Annotated in this window: 12 protein-coding genes and 1 tRNA gene; 6 read left to right on the top strand and 7 right to left on the bottom strand. The window is 57.6% G+C overall.

Annotated elements, in window-relative coordinates:
* Nucleotides 1–9: 9 nt before the first annotated feature.
* From QP324_RS09700 to QP324_RS09685, 4 genes are read right to left on the bottom strand one after another with little or no spacing between them, the layout of a single operon-like run.
* Nucleotides 10–774 carry an amino acid ABC transporter ATP-binding protein gene (locus QP324_RS09700; protein ID WP_005323289.1) on the bottom strand — a complete coding sequence of 255 codons (765 nt, stop codon included), beginning with the start codon at nucleotides 772–774 and terminating at the stop codon, nucleotides 10–12.
* The gene (locus QP324_RS09695; protein WP_284815901.1) at nucleotides 774–1,727 is read right to left on the bottom strand and encodes an amino acid ABC transporter permease; all 954 of its coding nucleotides are present in this window, start codon (nucleotides 1,725–1,727) and stop codon (nucleotides 774–776) included. Before QP324_RS09695 ends, QP324_RS09700 begins: the two co-directional genes overlap by 1 nt.
* The gene (locus QP324_RS09690; protein WP_284815900.1) at nucleotides 1,720–2,607 is read right to left on the bottom strand and encodes an ABC transporter substrate-binding protein; all 888 of its coding nucleotides are present in this window, start codon (nucleotides 2,605–2,607) and stop codon (nucleotides 1,720–1,722) included. Before QP324_RS09690 ends, QP324_RS09695 begins: the two co-directional genes overlap by 8 nt.
* Complete coding sequence (locus QP324_RS09685) at nucleotides 2,607–3,443, bottom strand: DUF368 domain-containing protein (RefSeq protein WP_284815897.1); 837 nt, start codon at nucleotides 3,441–3,443, stop codon at nucleotides 2,607–2,609. Before QP324_RS09685 ends, QP324_RS09690 begins: the two co-directional genes overlap by 1 nt.
* 425 nt (nucleotides 3,444–3,868) lie before the next feature.
* On the opposite strand from QP324_RS09685, the gene QP324_RS09680 reads away from it, so the two are divergent.
* The gene (locus QP324_RS09680; protein ID WP_239279349.1) at nucleotides 3,869–6,052 is read left to right on the top strand and encodes a LamG-like jellyroll fold domain-containing protein; all 2,184 of its coding nucleotides are present in this window, start codon (nucleotides 3,869–3,871) and stop codon (nucleotides 6,050–6,052) included.
* A 52-nt stretch (nucleotides 6,053–6,104) separates the two neighbouring features.
* On the opposite strand, the gene QP324_RS09675 is transcribed toward QP324_RS09680, so the two are convergent.
* A tRNA-Leu gene (locus QP324_RS09675) sits at nucleotides 6,105–6,178 on the bottom strand.
* A 150-nt stretch (nucleotides 6,179–6,328) separates the two neighbouring features.
* On the opposite strand from QP324_RS09675, the gene polA reads away from it, so the two are divergent.
* From polA to QP324_RS09660, 3 genes are all read left to right on the top strand, one after another.
* Nucleotides 6,329–8,977 carry a DNA polymerase I gene (gene polA, locus QP324_RS09670; RefSeq protein ID WP_284815927.1) on the top strand — a complete coding sequence of 883 codons (2,649 nt, stop codon included), beginning with the start codon at nucleotides 6,329–6,331 and terminating at the stop codon, nucleotides 8,975–8,977.
* Entirely contained in the window at nucleotides 8,961–9,920 is a 960-nt protein-coding gene (locus tag QP324_RS09665) for a crosslink repair DNA glycosylase YcaQ family protein (protein WP_284815896.1), read from the top strand. Before polA ends, QP324_RS09665 begins: the two co-directional genes overlap by 17 nt.
* 75 nt (nucleotides 9,921–9,995) lie before the next feature.
* Complete coding sequence (locus tag QP324_RS09660; protein ID WP_284815894.1) at nucleotides 9,996–10,352, top strand: hypothetical protein; 357 nt, start codon at nucleotides 9,996–9,998, stop codon at nucleotides 10,350–10,352.
* Here the strand turns inward: QP324_RS09660 and QP324_RS09655 are convergent.
* The gene (locus QP324_RS09655; protein ID WP_284815892.1) at nucleotides 10,316–10,786 is read right to left on the bottom strand and encodes an RDD family protein; all 471 of its coding nucleotides are present in this window, start codon (nucleotides 10,784–10,786) and stop codon (nucleotides 10,316–10,318) included. The two genes, QP324_RS09660 and QP324_RS09655, sit on opposite strands and share 37 nt — an antisense overlap.
* Nucleotides 10,787–10,795: 9 nt before the next feature.
* Nucleotides 10,796–11,527, bottom strand: coding sequence for a class I SAM-dependent methyltransferase (locus QP324_RS09650; RefSeq protein ID WP_284815890.1), 732 nt, complete (start codon nucleotides 11,525–11,527; stop codon nucleotides 10,796–10,798).
* Nucleotides 11,528–11,779: 252 nt separating this feature from the next.
* Here QP324_RS09650 and rpsA point away from each other — a divergent pair, with 252 nt between their 5' ends.
* The gene (gene rpsA, locus QP324_RS09645) at nucleotides 11,780–13,240 is read left to right on the top strand and encodes a 30S ribosomal protein S1 (protein ID WP_023021654.1); all 1,461 of its coding nucleotides are present in this window, start codon (nucleotides 11,780–11,782) and stop codon (nucleotides 13,238–13,240) included.
* A 297-nt stretch (nucleotides 13,241–13,537) separates the two neighbouring features.
* Nucleotides 13,538–15,589 (top strand): glucose PTS transporter subunit IIA, encoded by a 2,052-nt coding sequence (locus QP324_RS09640; RefSeq protein WP_284815888.1) that lies wholly within the window; start codon nucleotides 13,538–13,540, stop codon nucleotides 15,587–15,589.
* Nucleotides 15,590–15,712 lie beyond the last annotated feature (123 nt).

Here is a 15,712-nt window from a genome sequence, read left to right as displayed (position 1 = left end):
TAGTGGGGGTTATAGCAACGAAGCCAAAAAGTCCTTGGTGCGTGGCTGTTGCGGGTTATCCAGCACCTCAGCAGGGCTGCCGGACTCAATGACCACGCCGCCATCCATGAAGAAGACCTTATCGGCTACCTCGCGCGCAAAACCCATCTCATGGGTGACTACGAGCATGGTCATGCCTTCGGCCGCGAGGTCCTTCATAACGCGCAGCACTTCGCCGACGAGCTCTGGATCGAGGGCGGACGTAGGTTCGTCGAAAAGCATAAGCTTAGGATCCATAGCCACCGCACGAGCGATGGCCACGCGCTGCTGCTGGCCGCCGGAGAGCTGTACCGGGTAGTTATTGGCCTTGGAAGCAAGTCCAACGTCCTCCAACAGCTCCATAGCGCGGGCGCGGGCGGTCTCTTCCGGAATCTTTTTCACCTGCACCGGTGCCTCAATGATGTTCTCAATCACCGTGCGGTGGGGGAAAAGGTTAAAAGACTGAAAGACCATGCCGATATCGGAGCGCTGTTCTGCGGCTTCCTTCTCGCTGATCTCATACAGGGTGCCGTTCTTTTCGCGGTAGCCAATCAGCTCGCCGTCGACGTAGAGTCGGCCCGCCGTCGCCTTATCAAGGTGGTTAACGCAGCGCAGAAAGGTGGACTTGCCGGAGCCCGAGGGGCCTAGTAGGCAGGCCACTTCGCCGGGCTGGACCTCAAGGTCAATGCCTTTGAGGACCTCGAGTTGTCCGAAGGACTTATGGACGTTCTGGGCGGAAATCATGGGAGTAGCCATTAGTTTTTAGCCTCCGAAATCACGGATACGTTGCGGGGAATAGTGCCTTCAGCGTCTGCCAGCGCAGCAAGTTGGCGGCCAGTAAGTTCGCGGGTCGCACCGCGCTCAAAGCGGCGCTCCAGGAAGTACTGACCCACCATCAGCAGGGACGTAACTACGAGGTACCAGGACGCTGCGACCAGCAACAGCGGGATGGGCTGGAAGAGGGCGGCGGAAATATCCGTGGAACGGCCGAAGATTTCCTCGGTATAAGGAATGGCCACCACGAGGGAAGAGGTCTTGAGCAGAGAAATGAACTCATTGCCTGTGGGCGGAATGATAATGCGCATGGCCTGCGGAAGGACGGTGCGGCGCATGGTCATCCACCAGGACATGCCCAGTGCCTTGGAGGCTTCCTTCTGGCCCTCGGGAACGGAGGTGATACCGGAGCGCACGATCTCGGCCATATAGGCAGCTTCATTAAGGCCCAGTCCCATCACCGCAAGGAAGAAGGCGTTGGTGAGGATCGTCTGCAAAGACACCTCGGTAAAGCCCAAGTTGATGGATTGGTAGATGGCGGAGAGCAGTCCCCAGAACACCAGCTGCACATAGATCGGTGTTCCGCGGAAGACCCATAGGAATATCCAGGAGACGCTGCGCAGCACCGGGTTGGGGGACATGCGCATAACCGCAAGGATGGCACCACCGACAACGCCGATGATCATGGACAAAATGGTGATGGCGATGGTGTGCAAGGAAGCAAGCGCGATGCGCTCATCAAAGAGGTACTGGAAGTAAGTGTCCCAGCCAAATGCCTCGTTGCGGGCGGAAGCAATGATAAACCACACGCCGAGCACGATAAGCAGGCCGGCGAAGACCCAGCGCCACGGGTGTCGTAGAGGTCGCGCCTCGATCTTGGCGGGCTTTTCCTTAGGCTCTGCCGTAGCTGGCGTCGCCGCATTTTCATTAACCATTGATCGGCCTTTCATTAATCATTGCCTGGTCTATTAAGCCATCCTCGATGCCCCAACGGGACAAAATTTCTGCATACTCTCCGGTCTCGATGAGGTGTTGCAGTGCCGCAGCCGAGGCCTTGCCCAAATCGGAATCCTTGGGTACGGCAAAGCCATAGGGCGATGCTTGGAACATATCGCCTATCTGCCGCATCTTTCCTTCGGAGCGATTGACCGCCCACGCCGTTACTGGGGAGTCTGCGGACAGGGCATCTGCGCGTCCCATGAGGACCGCCAGCGCGGCGTTGTCACCGGTGTCATAAGACAAGACAGTGAGATCGCCGTTGCACGCATCCTTCTTAGGGCGCACATCGTCGGTTTCAGATACCGTGGTGCGCTGCACCGCAACAGTCAAGCCGCAAGGATTATCTGGGTCAACCTTCTTAGGTCCATCTACTCGCTCGGCCCACTGGATGCCAGCGTAGAGGTGATCTACAAAGTCGAATTCATTGCGGCGCTCGGGGTTATCCGTGAACCCGGATGCGCCCATATCAATCTGGCCCGATTGCACGGCCGGCAGGATCATGGAGAAGTCCTGTTCCACGGGCTGGAAATCGAGTCCTAAGACGCCGGCAACGGCGCGAGCAAGATCGAGTTCGACGCCTTGGAGTGCGCCGTGGGAATCCTTAAGCTGAAATGGGGCATAGGGTGGGTTAGTTCCGGCTGTGAGGACGCCATCGTTGTCGTTATACATGGCGGCAATTTCCGGCACCATTGCGGAATGGGGTTCTTCCCAGCCGTCCGGTGTGGAATCTTCCTCGTTGGTGACGCAGGCGCCCAGGCTCAGCGTGGGGACGAGGACCGCGGCGATAGTTGCGCGGCGAGAAAACGAGCGCGGCATTATTTTTGCGCCGTCCTTTCATCTATAGCGCGGGCCTTCTTCATATCTACGAAGATGAAGGCGGAGACGATGAGTGCACCGAGGATGAACATGCCGATGATGATGCCGCTAGAGGCATCTTGGTCAGCTCCCCAGGGCCACAGCGCGCGCAGAGAACCGAGCATGAAACCTGCCATAGTCATCAGCGTAGGGGCGCGGTGGTGATCCAGCAGGAAGTTCAATACCTTGATAAACGCCGCAAGACCACACAGGGCACCCAGCGCGAAAACGGCGATAGTGCCTAGGTCACGATCTGAAACGGCACCAATGATGGGCTGGTAGAGGCCCATGGTCAGCAGGATGAGCGAGCCGGAGATGCCAGGCAGGATGAGTGCGCATACCGCGATGGCGGCGGCGAAGAAGACCACAATAAGGCTGGGGTTCTCGTGCGGTTCGGAGGTGAATCCGGTGATAAAGAAGATGGCAATCGTGGCAACGACGAACGCGATGATGGACGAGGGGCGTAGCCTCTCCTGCTTAGAAAGCATGGATAGCGGTACAAAAATGGACACGGCAACCATGCCCAAAAAGAGCGCTCCGGAAGCCGATACGTGATTATCTACGAAGTTAGAAAGCACGGTGGACATTCCGAAGACGGCGATGAACATGCCGATCGCTACGGAGATGAGGAAGCTCCATTCCACCTTCTTGAAGCGGCCGGAGATGAGATCGTTGGCGTTGTGGACTGCGCGTTCATAAATGCCCACGATGAGCGCCACGGTGCCACCGGAGATGCCCGGTACGAGCTCGGCCATGCCGATGAGGGCGCCGCGGATAGCGTTCAAAATGTACTGCATAAAATAAAAATCTACCTGGGAGGGGGCTGGTGCGGAGGGCGACTGGCCTAGCAAGGCAGCAGAAAAGTGCCGAAGTGGGAGGCTAGGCGAACCACTGTGAATCGTAATGCATATCTTTCATTAGAGGGCGGTGATCTACCTGCCGCGCTAGGGGAGGGTCTTCTCCCTAACCGTAGAGGTAAAACCGCATTCATGAATATTCTGTCAGTTTAATGCACCCCAATGCAACTATGCAGTTTGGGGCAGGTTATACGGAATCTCACACGAGAAGATGTCTCTTCCAGAGGCAACCATAAGTTTCCCATTATTCAGTCTCCTGTTTACGCGGGCTTCAACTAGCTGAAAGCTTCACGTCCTAGAATCCCTTGCGTATTCCCGCCATCTTCCCTGAGCAAGCATTCCTTTCCATTCTTAAAGGACTCTCTATGAAAAATCGTTTCGTCCTGCCTGCGCTAACTGCAACCGCGGTGGTGGGAAACCTCATTGTTGTACCGGCCGCAAGCGCTGCGGAGGTTGGGGCCGAGGGGGCGTCGCCAAGCGAGGGCTCTCGTTTCAGCATCGGCGTCTTACCGGATACCCAGTTCTATTCGCGCTATTCCACCCCGGAGACGGGCAACTTGGCCCAAGCTCGCTACGGAAGCGAACCCTACTTGGCCCAAACTCAATGGTTGGTAGACCACCAAGACGAGCTGAACATGGACTTCGTCACCCACTTAGGCGATGTCGTCGACCAGTGGAACGTGGAGGGCGAATGGCAGGTAGCCGATAAGGCCATGCAGGTCCTCGACGACTCGGATCTGAACTACTCCATCCTGCCCGGCAATCACGACATGGACGTCGAGGGGGCGGCGGCCCACCCGTATGACAAGTGGTTTAGCGCCGATCGCGCCAAGGCCGCAAACCCGGAGACCTTCCAAGAGCGCTACACTGCGGTCAATAATGACTCCGAGGCTCACATCTTTGAGGCTGAGGGTCAGAAGTACCTCAACCTTGCGCTGGGCTGGCGCGCCGATGAAAAAGCCATTGAGTGGGCGCAAGGCATCATCGATAAGCACCCCAACCTCCCCGTCATCGTCACGACGCACGAAGCCCTCAATATCGATGGCGAGGGCAACGTTTTCTATTCCGATGACTATGGCAAGGGCCTATGGGATAAGTTCATCAAGCGCAACGACCAGATCTTCCTGGTGATGGGCGGCCACCACCACGGTGCGGGCTACCGTGTGGACAAAAACGATGCCGGCCATGACGTCGTTTCCATCTTGCAGGACTATCAAATGGCCTATCAGGGTGGCAATGGATTGCTAGGCGTGCTCGAGTTCGACCTTTCCGGCAAGCAGCTGGAGATGACCGCGCTCTCTCCGTGGGTGGCGCAGAAGCCGCACGAGGAGCTGACGCAGTTCGACAAGCTCACCCTGGATGGTAAGGGCGATAGCTACGCCATTCCGTTCGACTTTGAGCAGCGTTTTTCCTCCTTTTCCCCGGATTTCACCGTGGGTGAGGGCCACCAGCCGGACCTGGCGCAGCGTGCGCGCGACATCGCCGCGGAAGGCTATAGGCCCTATACCATCGCGGAGGATGAGCTGCCCAAGGGCGCGGATGACTTTGCCAAGAATGATCGCACGGTATTCCACTGGCGCCCGGGCCAGGCCCAGGACAAGGACGGGCATGCGCTTGCCGACGGCGCCCCTGCCGGCCGTGGCACCACCATCCCCGATATTGCCAGCGATTCCGGCAGCGACCTGCATCGTTCTGGCGCCATGCTAGGTGATCGGGTGACCTATAGCTCCGATCACCACCCGCTGTCCTCTGATGCCGGATCCCTCTTCTGGTCCGACCCTGCCGGCAAGGTAGGCAATGCCGAGTTCCGCACCGATAAGGGCGCGGCAGCCAATAGCGTCGATACCACCAAGGGGTATACCTTCGAATCCTTCGTCAAGATTCCTAAAGACTTCAATGGTGCCCAGCATGGCTGGGGAAGTGCGCTTAGCCGCGACTCTGCCATCAACAAGCTGGTGGACGGCTCCGAAGACACGGATCCCACCGTCATGTTTGGTATCTCCAATCTCCGCGAGCTGCGCTGGTGGGCGGAGCCGAAGCAGGGAAGCGGTTCTACAGTATGGTCCCACGAGGTGCCCAAGGACGAGTGGATGCACATCGCCGTGGTCAATGATCCGGAGCGCGATAGCGTGGAGATGTTCATCAACGGCGCGCCTATCTTACGCAACGCGGTAGGCGCCGAAGGCCTTCTCCCGCGCGACCTGCAGTGGGTCATGGGCGGTGGCTTTGATAATCAGCGCCCGCAGGACCCCTGGTACGGCTGGCTTGGTGAAACCCGACTGACCCAAGGAGTTCTGGGCAAGGAGGAATGGCTTACCGCCCGTGCGCATGATTCCGGCAAGCCGGCCGATACCACGCAACCTGCCACGGGGAGCTCCGCATCGAGCAGCGGCGCGAGCTCCAAGCCCGCCATCTTCGGAGCAATCCTCGGCATCGCAGGCGTGGCCGGACTCATTGGTCTAGCATTACCGCAGCTGAAGGCTTCCATCCCGCAGATCAACGCAGCGCTACGCAAGTACCACCTGCCAACGCTGCCTGAACTGGGCTAAAGCAAAGACCTCGGTTTCCTGACTTAGTGGAAACCGAGGTCTTTTCTAGTCGTGCCCCTGGTGAGACTCGAACTCACACTGGACGGGTTTTGAATCCGTTGCCTCTGCCAATTGGGCTACAGGGGCGCACTCTCCAAAGGCGAACTGCCTTTGACTGTGAAAATAGTAGCGCAGGCACTAGGCGAATTCCTAATTGGGTAGGGGGCGGCGGGGGAATGCCCACGTCATCCACAGTATCTACACCGGGGTGTTCGGATGTCGGCCTGGTTCTCTAGGATGGGGCAGGTGACTACTAATCAGCCTCGACTTCTGCTCATTGACGGCCACTCTATGGCCTTTCGTGCCTTCTATGCCCTGCCGGTGGATAATTTCTCCACCTCAGGAGGTCAGCACACTAATGCCGTGTATGGATTCTTATCGATGCTCTCTAATATCGTGGCGGAAGAGACCCCCGACGCCATTGCGGTGGCATTCGACGTGGGGCGCAAGACCTTCCGCACTGAGATGTTCTCGGAATATAAGGCCCAGCGCGAGGCCGCGCCGGAGGAATTCAAGGGTCAGGTAGACCTCATTCGCGAGGTGCTCGAGGTGCTGGGCATTACCACCCTCTCTCGTGAGAACTACGAGGCCGATGACATTCTGGCTACTCTCGCAACCGAGGCACAGGACTATGAGACTCTCATCGTCACTGGAGACCGTGACTACCTGCAGTTGGTTAATGAGTCTACGACGGTGCTCTATCCGATGAAGGGCGTATCCACGCTCCACCGCTTTACCCCTTCCGCGGTAGAAGAGAAGTACGGTCTCACCCCCGCGCAATACCCGGACTTTGCCGCGCTGCGTGGCGATCCTTCTGATAATTTGCCGGGCATCCCAAAGGTGGGCGAGAAGACGGCCACCAAGTGGATAGTCAAGTATGGAGACTTGGCATCCTTGGTAGAGCACGCCGAGGAAATTAAGGGCGTGGTGGGCAATAACTTCCGCGAGCGCATCGAGCAGGTGCAGATGAACCGGAAACTCACCCAGATGATCACGGACATGGACCTAGAGGTCGGTCCAGATGACTTGGCCTTTAAGGAAGCCAAGGTCGCCGACGTTGCCGCCAAGTTCGATGACCTAGAGTTCGGTACCAACCTGCGTGATCGCGTACTCGCCGCCATTCCCAATGATGGTGCTGAGGCAGCGCAGCAAGCCGAGGAAGTCCAAGAGCTAGAAACAGTCATCGACGATGAGCCATTGTCTCAGTGGCTGCCTGGCCGTAAGCACGTTGCAGTTTATGTCCAAGGCGAGGGAAACCCGGGGCAGGGTGATGCTTCGGCGATTGCTTTCGTGGACCAAGAACGCCACGGCCTGCAAGTGGAGCTGGGCGATCTTACTGCCGAGGACGATAAGGTCCTTGCACAGTGGTTGGCCTCCGATGCGCCGAAGTATTTCCACGAGGCAAAGGCGGCCTTCCATATGCTTGCCGGCCGCGGTATTGAGCTTGCCGGCATCGCTCATGACACGGCCCTTGCTGCCTACCTGCTTCGCCCTGGTCAGCGCACTTATGCGCTTGCCGACGTCTACCAGCGCCACCTCCAAAAGACCCTCGGCGCCGCCACGGAGCAGCTGTCCCTTTTGGATAATTCCTCTCTAGTGGACCAGGCCGCGGCAATTATGGAGCTGGCAGAACGGCTCACTGCGGAGCTGCAGGAGATTGACTCTTTCGAGCTCTATACCGACCTCGAGCTGCCGCTGGTAACCATTCTGGCGCGCATGGAGGCTACCGGAATCGCCGTGGACGTTGACATTCTCGAAACGCAAAAGGATGCCTTTGTAGAGCAGGTTGCAGAACAAGAGCGCGCCGCCCGCGAGCTTGCAGGCGATGACAAGCTCAACCTTAACTCGCCGAAGCAGCTGCAAACCGTACTCTTTGAGACCTTTGAGCTGCCCAAGACCAAGAAGACGAAGACGGGCTATTCCACCGCGGCCAAGGAGATTGAACAGCTTGCGGCCAAGAACCCCCATCCCTTCCTGGATCACCTCTTGGCACACCGCGAGTACCAGAAGATGAAGACGACATTGGAAGGGCTTATCAAAACCGTGCAGCCTGACGGCCGCATTCACACCACGTTTAACCAAACCGTGGCCTCTACCGGCCGCTTGTCATCCACCGAACCCAACCTGCAAAACATTCCTGTGCGTACGGAGGCCGGCCGCCAGATCCGTTCTGCCTTCATCGTGGGCAATGGCTTCGATGAACTCATGACCGCGGACTACTCGCAGATTGAAATGCGTGTGATGGCACACCTCTCTGCAGACCCGGGCCTCATCGAGGCCTACAAGGAAGGCGAAGACCTGCACAACTATGTTGGCTCTCGAGTCTTTGACGTCCCCGTTGACCAAGTGACACCCGAGCTGCGCCGCCGGGTTAAGGCAATGTCATATGGGTTGGTATACGGACTTTCCGCTTTCGGCCTATCCCAGCAATTGGGCATTCCGGCAGGGGAGGCAAAGTCCATCATGGAAAGCTACTTTGAGCGCTTTGGTGGCGTGAAGAAGTACCTCGATGAAGTCGTGGTCCAAGCCCGCAAGGATGGCTACACGGCAACGCTCTTCGGCCGTCGCCGCTACTTGCCAGAGCTTAACTCCGATAACCGCCTAGCACGCGAGAACGCAGAGCGCGCAGCACTTAATGCGCCGATTCAGGGCACTGCCGCTGACATTATTAAGGTGGCGATGATTCGCGTGGACCGCGCACTGCAGGGGTTGAAGTCTCGCGTGCTGCTGCAGGTGCATGATGAATTGGTAGTTGAAGTTGCCCCCGGTGAGGCCGACACGGTTCGAGAGATTCTCGAGCGTGAGATGGACTCTGCCATCGAGCTGAACGTGCCGCTAGAGGTTTCCGCCGGTGCTGGCAAGGATTGGGATGCCGCAGCCCACTAGCTCGGTTACTTTCTCCCGCCGGGAAAAAGCGCGCTTGAGGCTCGCCTCTCAGGGCCTAACCCTGAAGCGGTGGGAGAGTGCTGAGGAGGCGGCCCGCGCCTTCGGCGTCATGCAAGGCCAAGACCTGCATTCGGTGCGCCGGTCACTGGCTTTGCGGACAAAAGACCATTCGGATGCTGGAAACATTGTGCGTGGGTATCCCATGCGCAATACTCTCTTCGCGGCTTCCATCAAGGACATAGGCTGGATAACTGAACTCTGCGCCAAGGAGCGCAAGGGTGATGCCGAGTTGCGGCCGGAGGTAAACAGACTCATCGAGCGGCCGCTTTCGCGCGCAGAACTCAAAGAGCGGGCTTCCGCGGCGTTGCCCGATGTTCCTTTCTGGCATGTTGTGCGTGTAGCAATGGAAGGCGGTCACGCCGTCTATTCCGGAGCCGATCAGCTCATCACACCGGTGGATCTGCCGGGGCTAGAGGAGACCTTCAATGGTGATACAGTAGCGGCGACCGCGGAGCTGATGACCCGGTACTTCCGCACTCACGGTCCCGCCACGTTGCACGACTTTTCTTGGTGGACAAAGCTCCCACAAAGACTGATCCGGCCCGCTGCCGAGAACCTCCCGCCGGACATCATGCGCTGCGGCGAAGATTCCCAGGATCTTGTGTCGGCTGAGATAGTGGAAGTGACCGAAGCACGAAAGAGGCAATCGGTATTGCTGTTGGGAGCATTTGACGAGTACATCTTGGGTTATAAAGACCGTCTTTTTGCGATGACTAAGGAGGTCCACGAGGTACTTGTTCCTGGAAACCGCGGGGTATTTCGCCGCGCCATCGTGGTGGATGGACAGGTCCGTGGAACGTGGAATAAGCAAACCATCGAGGATTTGGGCATGCCCGGGTATGCCCAACAGAAGGTAAAGAGAATGTGGCGGGATGCGAACTAAGTTTTTAGGTAGCGTTTTCTGTGCGGAAAAAATTATGAGTGTTCGTCTAGAAACTAAGAAGGGAATAACCCCGCAGTGTCGTTAGACAAGAAGACGAGTAAGTGGACCCTCCGTGTCTTTGAAAGCCTTTGGGCCATTCAGGTAAACTCTCTAGCCATCGATATTGCTGAGCTCGGGCTTGAACGGTTTCTTGCAGAACATAAGGCCTATGCCATCGGGTACGGAATTATTGCGGTGTCGTATGTTGTGGCCGCCATGACCGTCGCCCGCGTGGCGCCCAACCCGAAGGTCAGAAGACTAACGGCCGCCGCGGTGATGGTGGTAGCTACGGCACTAGCATTCCTCTTCCCATCTTCCTGGATGTTCGCTGTCCTGGTAGTCCTTGCGCTCCTGTATTACTTGGTGCCGCGAAAAGAAGGCGTGTCCATCTGAGCTCGGCGCTCGACTAGGCAATTGGCCAGCATGTCAAAAGGGGTTTGGCCGAAGGCGAGGACACTCACGCTTAGGACGCCGAGTAGCAACGGCACAATAAACGGCACTCCCGTCAGTGTGAGCATAGAAAGTAACAGCCAGGAGTTGCGGAGGCAGGCAGCGCGCCATCCGGGGTGGGTAGCGAGGATCTCCAGCTTGAGTGACCATTTTCCCAGCGAAGTTGTCTTCGTGGCCTCGGCCCATACGCGGTAGGCGTAGAAGACTAGGGCGAGGGCCACAGCGTTGTAAATTTCCAGGGCGTGGCCGGTTAAGGGGGCGTCGGCAAGCGCATTAATGGCCCAGCGCGCCACAACGATGACGGCCGCTGCCAGGAAGGCGTCGATCCACCATGCGAGGCCGCGGCGTAGGAGTAGGCCAATTCGATCCAGAAACATGCCCATAGGTTAGCGGCAATTTCGGCAGACGAAAATAATGGTGCCGGGAAAGATTTCGCCTCGCTCTGGCGACCATTGGCCCCAAGTGGTGGTGAGATCTTTAGGCCATTCGGGCTCGATAATGTCCTCGATTAGGAAAGGGCCTTCGCCCTGTAAAGCCTGAAACCAATCGGCGATAGTGCGGTGGAACTCCGCATAGGTCAGGTTGCCATCGCGGTCTTGCTCCAGATAAGCACGATCGAAATAGCTGATATCGGCCGTCAGATCGGCGGGGTCATCAGGGAATATCCAGCGCATCGGGTGGTTGGCCGAAAGGACAAAGCGACCAGTTGGTTTAAGAACGCGGGAGACTTCACTTAGGGCTAAGTCAAGGTTGGCAAGGAAGGGAAAGGCTCCGAAAGCTGAGAATGCGGCGTCGAAGGAGTCGGTGGCGTAGGGGAGTGAAAGCGCATCGGCTTGGGCTAATGGGAGTCCGGGGGCAGCGTGGTTCAGCATGCCGCGGGAGATATCGAAGCCGGTGGCGAAGTGCGCGCGCGACTGCAGCCATTCGGTGCACGGGGCGGAGCCGCAGCCAATTTCGAGGACGGAAGAAGTTGAGACGTCGCCTAGCAAGTGTGCTTGATCTTCGTGGAGCATTTCCGGGCACCAGTAAAAGGAAGAAAGGTAGTCGGGGTGCTCGGCGTGGTAATTGGCGGCGTCGCTATCCCAGTAGGCCTGGTTTGCGTGCGAGGGGGAAGTCACGGTGGGAGAAATTCCTTTGCGAAATAGTTGGTCCGTGTATTTGCCCTTTAAGCTGGACAGATGTAGTGTTAGACGGGCGTGTCTATGCCACGGGTTGTTCTAAGCCCCTGTAGGAAGGCTTTAAGCAATTACGAGGCGGGATCGAATATTCCTCTTTTTTAGCTGCATTTGCGCAGCTTAGCAAGCTTTTTTCGAGAGACGCGCAGTTGTCCAATTTCGATTTCCTACATTTATTCGGAGCATTTTTTCAATATGCCATCTTCTAACACCCCGCAGGTTGCGATTAACGATATCGGAACCGCAGAGGACTTCCTCGCAGCTGTAGACGCCACCATCAAGTACTTCAACGATGGTGACATTGTCGAGGGTACCGTCGTCAAGGTTGACCACGACGAGGTACTGCTGGACATCGGATACAAAACCGAAGGCGTTATCCCTTCCCGCGAGCTGTCCATCAAGCACGACGTCAACCCGGACGAGGTTGTTGAGGTCGGCGATGAGGTTGACGCACTTGTTCTCACCAAGGAGGACAAGGAAGGTCGACTGATCCTGTCCAAGAAGCGTGCACAGTACGAGCGCGCATGGGGCGCCATCGAGGAGCTGCAGGCCAAGGAAGAGCCTGTTACCGGTACCGTTATCGAGGTTGTCAAGGGCGGCCTCATCCTGGATATCGGCCTGCGTGGCTTCCTGCCTGCATCCCTCGTTGAGATGCGTCGCGTCCGTGACCTGGAGCCGTACATCGGCCAGGAGCTGGAAGCAAAGATCATCGAGCTGGACAAGCAGCGCAACAACGTTGTCCTGTCCCGCCGTGCATACCTCGAGCAGACCCAGTCCGAGGTTCGCTCCGAGTTCCTGCACCAGCTGCAGAAGGGCCAGGTCCGCAAGGGCGTTGTTTCCTCCATCGTCAACTTCGGCGCCTTCGTCGATCTCGGCGGTGTCGACGGCCTGGTTCACGTTTCCGAGCTGTCCTGGAAGCACATCGACCACCCATCCGAGGTTGTCACCGTTGGTGACGAGGTAACCGTTGAGGTTCTGGACGTTGATCTGGACCGCGAGCGCGTTTCCCTGTCCCTGAAGGCTACCCAGGAAGATCCGTGGCGCGTATTCGCCCGCACCCACGCTGTGGGCCAGATCGTTCCGGGCAAGGTCACCAAGCTCGTTCCGTTCGGCGCCTTCGTTCGCGTCGAGGAGGGTATCGAGGGCCTGGTTCACATCTCCGAGCTGGCTCAGCGCCACGTCGAGGTTCCGGACCAGGTTGTCACCGTTGGCCAGGAAGTTATGGTCAAGGTCATCGACATCGATCTCGAGCGTCGTCGTATCTCCCTGTCCGTTAAGCAGGCAGACGAGGACTACACCGAAGAGTTCGATCCGTCCAAGTACGGCATGGCTGACTCCTACGACGAGCAGGGCAACTACGTCTTCCCTGAGGGCTTCGACCCTGAGACCAACGAGTGGAAGGAAGGCTTCGACGAGCAGCGTCAGGCTTGGGAGGCACGCTACGCAGAGTCCGAGCGTCGCTTCAACCTGCACACCGCTCAGATCGAGCGCAACCGCGCCGCAGCCGCTGAGGCTGCTGAGTCTGCTGAGTCCTCCAACTACTCCTCTGATTCCTCCGATGCAGCTCCGGCATCCGAGACTCAGGCAGAGGTTGGCGGCTCCCTGGCTTCCGACGAGCAGCTCGCCGCACTGCGCGACAAGCTCGCTGGCAACTAAAGCTTCCGCTTAGTTTCCGCTAAGCCTGAAAGCTTGGCTCACGGCCGCGCCCACTTCATCACCTAGATGGGGTGGGCGCGGCTTTTGTGATCTTTTAGACAGTTTGTGCAATCGTTTGCCAGGATGTTCGTTGCCTTTAGGTGGTTGACCAGCGGACAAGCAGTGACAAGTGGAAAAACTCCCTGGCAAGTCCACAAAACGGGCTTTTGTTCATGTGGGAATCCTCTTATACTCAAACCTGACGTTATAGCCAGTGTAGTACTGGTTATAAGTGGTATTTGAACTGAGGAGTAAGAAGTGGCATCTATCAAGGACACTTCCACCCACATCATTGAAAGTATCGGCGGCGCCGACAACATCACGTCGCTGACGCACTGCGCTACGCGCCTGCGCTTTCAACTGGCCGATGCGGGGAAAGTTGACCAAGAAAAGCTCGATAGCGAACCAGCGGTGCTTGGAACCGTGCCCCAGGGCGCTCACGGCTACCAGGTAGTCATGGGCGGCGGCGTCGCTGACTACTACAACGAGATCATCAAGCAACCCGGTGTGCATGCCTCCAGCGACAAAGAAGCGTCCTCTAAGAAGGAGTATGACGGTGTTCGCGGTAAGTATGACTGGGTAGATTACTGCTTCGAGTTCCTTTCTGATACTTTCCGTCCCGTCCTGTGGGCTTTGCTGGGCGCCTCGCTCATCATCATGCTTCTCATTCTGGCGGACACGGCGCACATCCAGGATTTCCGCGCACCGCTGGAGGAGCAACCAGAAGGCTTCCGCCTGGCTCACGCCATGTACCAGTCGGTCTTTTACTTCCTGCCGGTAATGGTCGGTGCCACCGCGGCCCAAAAACTAGGTGCGAATATGTGGGTCTCCGCGGCTATTCCCGCAGCACTTTTGACCCCCGAATTTATGTCGCTGGGTGAGCAAGGCGATACCGTCAACGTGTTTGGCCTGCCGCTGGTCATCAACTCCTATGGCTCCCAGGTATTCCCGCCCATTTTGGCCGCAATCGGCCTGTACTGGGTGGAAAAGGGGCTAAAGAAGATCATCCCGAGCGCAGTTCATATGGTCTTCGTGCCGTTCTTCTCCTTGCTCATCATGATTCCGGCAACGGCCTTCCTGCTCGGCCCGTTCGGCATTGGCGTAGGCAATGGCATTTCCTGGGTCCTTTACCAAATCAATGATTTCTCGCCGTTCATCCTGGCTATCGTCATTCCGCTGCTGTACCCGTTCCTCGTTCCGATGGGCCTGCACTGGCCGCTGAATGTCATCATGATTCAGAACATCGCAACCTACGGCTACGACTTCATCCAGGGGCCGATGGGCGCATGGAATTTCGCCTGCTTCGGCGTCGTGGGCGCGGTCATGGTTATCTCCTTCAGGGAGAAGAACAATGCCATGCGCCAGGTCTCTATTGGTGCCTTCGCCGCGGGCATGCTTGGTGGCGTGTCGGAGCCTTCCCTCTACGGCATCTTGTTGCGCTTCCGCCGTAGCTACTACCGGTTGCTGCCAGGTTGTGCGGTAGGCGGCGCAATCATCGGTATCTTTGATGTCCGCGCTGAGGCCTTCGTCTTTACCTCTGCATTGACCACCGGCGCTATGACGCCGCAACTGGGCTACGTCCTTGGTATTACGGCTGCATTCCTTACCTCTTTCTTCCTGACCCTGTTCTTCGGCTACCGCACAGCAGAAGAAAAGCAGGCAGACTTGGAGCGCATCGCCCGCGAACAGGGCGAATCTGTGGATGACGTAGCTGCTCGTTCGGAGTTTAAGTCCACCAAGACTGGGAAGGGAGAGTTCTCGAATGCGGGTGGCGCCGTTGCTGCTGGCGCTGCGGGCGCTGCTGCTACTGGTGTTGCCGCCAAGCAGGCTGGCAAGGACGACATCGTGTTGGATTCCCCTCTAGAGGGCGAGGCAGTGGACCTCTCAGAGGTCCCAGATCCTATCTTCGCAGGCGCGAAGCTGGGGCCTGGCATGGCAGTCCAGCCAACTGGCACTACCGTCTATGCGCCTGCCGACGGCAAGGTGCTCACCGTTCAAAAATCCGGCCATGCGGTAGGCCTTAGCCTCGACAATGGCGTGCAACTGCTCATCCACGTGGGCCTCGATACCGTGGAACTGGGCGGCGAAGGCTTCGAAGTTCATGTGGAAAAGAAGCAACGTATTGCCGCGGGCGATAAGTTGATTAGCTTTGACCCAGACTTCATCCGTTCCAAGGGCTATAACCTGATTACTCCGGTTGTGGTCACTAACGCCACCAAGTTCGGCGCGGTCTCCGGTGAAGCCGGCCAGGTTACCCCGAGTGATGATTTGCTCCGCATTCCGCCGAAGCCGGAGGAAGCAGCGGAATAAAGAAACGCTGACACCTATAGCGACAGAGGAACCCCGCATCAACGCGTGTGAACTGGCCCCCGAAAGTTGGACTGGTTTAATTCTAGGCGGTTAGGGCTTCAAGGGTCTGATTTCGATATTGCA

The sequence above is a fragment of the Corynebacterium sp. UMB0012 genome (genome assembly GCF_030216265.1).
In the GTDB taxonomy this organism is placed as follows: domain Bacteria; phylum Actinomycetota; class Actinomycetes; order Mycobacteriales; family Mycobacteriaceae; genus Corynebacterium.
Note: the sequence above shows the minus strand (reverse complement) of the source record. Positions and strands in the feature narration are given on the sequence as shown.

Excerpts from the sequence above, each read along its gene's own strand:
- QP324_RS09680 (WP_239279349.1), top strand. The coding sequence starts at position 3,869 with ATGAAAAATCGTTTCGTCCTGCCTGCGCTAACTGCAACCGCGGTGGTG.
- QP324_RS09665 (WP_284815896.1), top strand. The coding sequence starts at position 8,961 with ATGCCGCAGCCCACTAGCTCGGTTACTTTCTCCCGCCGGGAAAAAGCG.
- polA (WP_284815927.1), top strand. The coding sequence starts at position 6,329 with ATGGGGCAGGTGACTACTAATCAGCCTCGACTTCTGCTCATTGACGGC.
- rpsA (WP_023021654.1), top strand. The coding sequence starts at position 11,780 with ATGCCATCTTCTAACACCCCGCAGGTTGCGATTAACGATATCGGAACC.
- QP324_RS09695 (WP_284815901.1), bottom strand. The coding sequence starts at position 1,727 with ATGGTTAATGAAAATGCGGCGACGCCAGCTACGGCAGAGCCTAAGGAA.
- QP324_RS09685 (WP_284815897.1), bottom strand. The coding sequence starts at position 3,443 with ATGCAGTACATTTTGAACGCTATCCGCGGCGCCCTCATCGGCATGGCC.
- QP324_RS09690 (WP_284815900.1), bottom strand. The coding sequence starts at position 2,607 with ATGCCGCGCTCGTTTTCTCGCCGCGCAACTATCGCCGCGGTCCTCGTC.
- QP324_RS09655 (WP_284815892.1), bottom strand. The coding sequence starts at position 10,786 with ATGTTTCTGGATCGAATTGGCCTACTCCTACGCCGCGGCCTCGCATGG.
- QP324_RS09700 (WP_005323289.1), bottom strand. The coding sequence starts at position 774 with ATGGCTACTCCCATGATTTCCGCCCAGAACGTCCATAAGTCCTTCGGA.